1 protein-coding gene is annotated in these 1,494 nt (G+C 64.8%); it reads right to left on the minus strand.

Going from position 1 to position 1,494, the window contains the following annotated elements:
* Positions 1 to 79 precede the first annotated feature (79 nt).
* A complete protein-coding gene (locus EOC06_RS37145; protein ID WP_245470427.1) occupies positions 80 to 1,486 on the minus strand; it encodes a pitrilysin family protein in 1,407 nt (468 codons plus the stop codon).
* Positions 1,487 to 1,494: the final 8 nt, after the last annotated feature.

Below are 1,494 nucleotides of genomic sequence, written 5' to 3' on the forward strand. Positions count from 1 at the left end.
TTACCATACGGGGAGAAGTGCCCGGCAGGGCGATGAGGGGCGGCGCCGGCGTCCGGAAAAGAGAAATGCGTGCCGGGGCTCATCCCTTGCCGGCTCCGGCCAGTTTCGGGCCGATGACCATGATGGTCGGCTCGGCGGTCAGCAGCTTCTTCGCCGCCGCCTTGACCTGATCGAGCGTCACCGCGTTGATGTAGCCGGCGCGGCGCTGCATGTAGTCGATGCCGAGATCGTCGAGCTGCAACTCGACCAGCGTCGAGGCGATGGCGCTGGACGAGTCCAGATTGTTGATGGCGTAGGCGCCGATCATGTATTTCTTGGTGGCCGCCAGTTCCGCTTCGGTCGGGCCTTCTTCGGCCAGTCGCTTGACCACGTCGCGGATGATGCCGAGCGTTTCGGACGCACGGTCGGAGCGGGTGCCGGTGCTGACGATCAGCGCGCTGGCGTGGTCCTGGTTGATGAGCGAGGAGTTGACGCTGTAGGCCAGCCCGCGCTTCTCGCGCACCTCCTGGAACAGGCGCGAGGTGAAGGTGCCGCCGCCAAGAATCTCGTTCATCAGCACGGCGGGGAAGAAATCCGCCGCCTTGCGTTTCACGCCGGGAAAAGCGAGCTGCAGGGAGGTCTGCGGCAGGTCGTAGTCGACCTCGATATGCTGCGCCAGCTTCGGGTCGATATCGGCCACCGGCCTGAGCGCCTGGTTTTGCGGCAGGTCGCCAAACACCATGTCGAGCTTCTTCTTCAGCGTCTCCGCGTCGATGGCGCCGACCACGGCGACACGCAGGCCGCCGCGAGCGAAGACCGCTTTGTGCAAGGCATTGAGATCATCGCGCGTGATGGTGGTGATGCTTTCCTTGGTGCCCTGGTCGGAGCGGGAATAGGGATGATCGCCATAGAGGGCGCGCGCCCATTTGTTCTGCGCCACCGTGTCGGGATCGTTTTCGCCGGCGACGATGCCGGACAGGATCTGGGAGCGGATGCGGTCGATCGGCAGCTGGTCGAAGCGCGGCTCGTTGACCGCCAGCCGCAACAGGTCGAAGGCCTGGTCGCGCTGCTCGGCCAGCATGCGCATCGAGCCGTAGATGCCGTCGCGGCTCTCGTCGAAGCTCATCTCGGCGCCGGCATCGTCGAGCTTGATCTGGAAGTCTTCACTGTCGAGCGGGCCGGCGCCTTCGTCGAACAGGCCGGTCATCAGATTGGCCAGCCCTTCCTTGCCGACCGGATCCTGCGTCGAGCCGCCGCCGAAGACGAAGCGGATGGCGACAACCGGCACGGAATAGTCCTCGACCAGCCAGGCGGTGATGCCCTTTGGCGAGGTGACGGACTGGATATCCATGGCCCGCGCGGTGAGTGCCGGCAGGATGAGGAAGAGGATGGAGAGAAGTAAAGTGATCAGCGGGGCGATAGCGCGGCTCGGGGTGGTCGTTCCAAACGAACAATTGTCGAAGTCGGCGCCGCCCCTCATCGCCCTGCCGGGCACTTCTCCCCGTATAGTGACGG

Source organism: Mesorhizobium sp. M7A.F.Ca.MR.362.00.0.0 (assembly GCF_004023175.1).
In the GTDB taxonomy this organism is placed as follows: domain Bacteria; phylum Pseudomonadota; class Alphaproteobacteria; order Rhizobiales; family Rhizobiaceae; genus Mesorhizobium.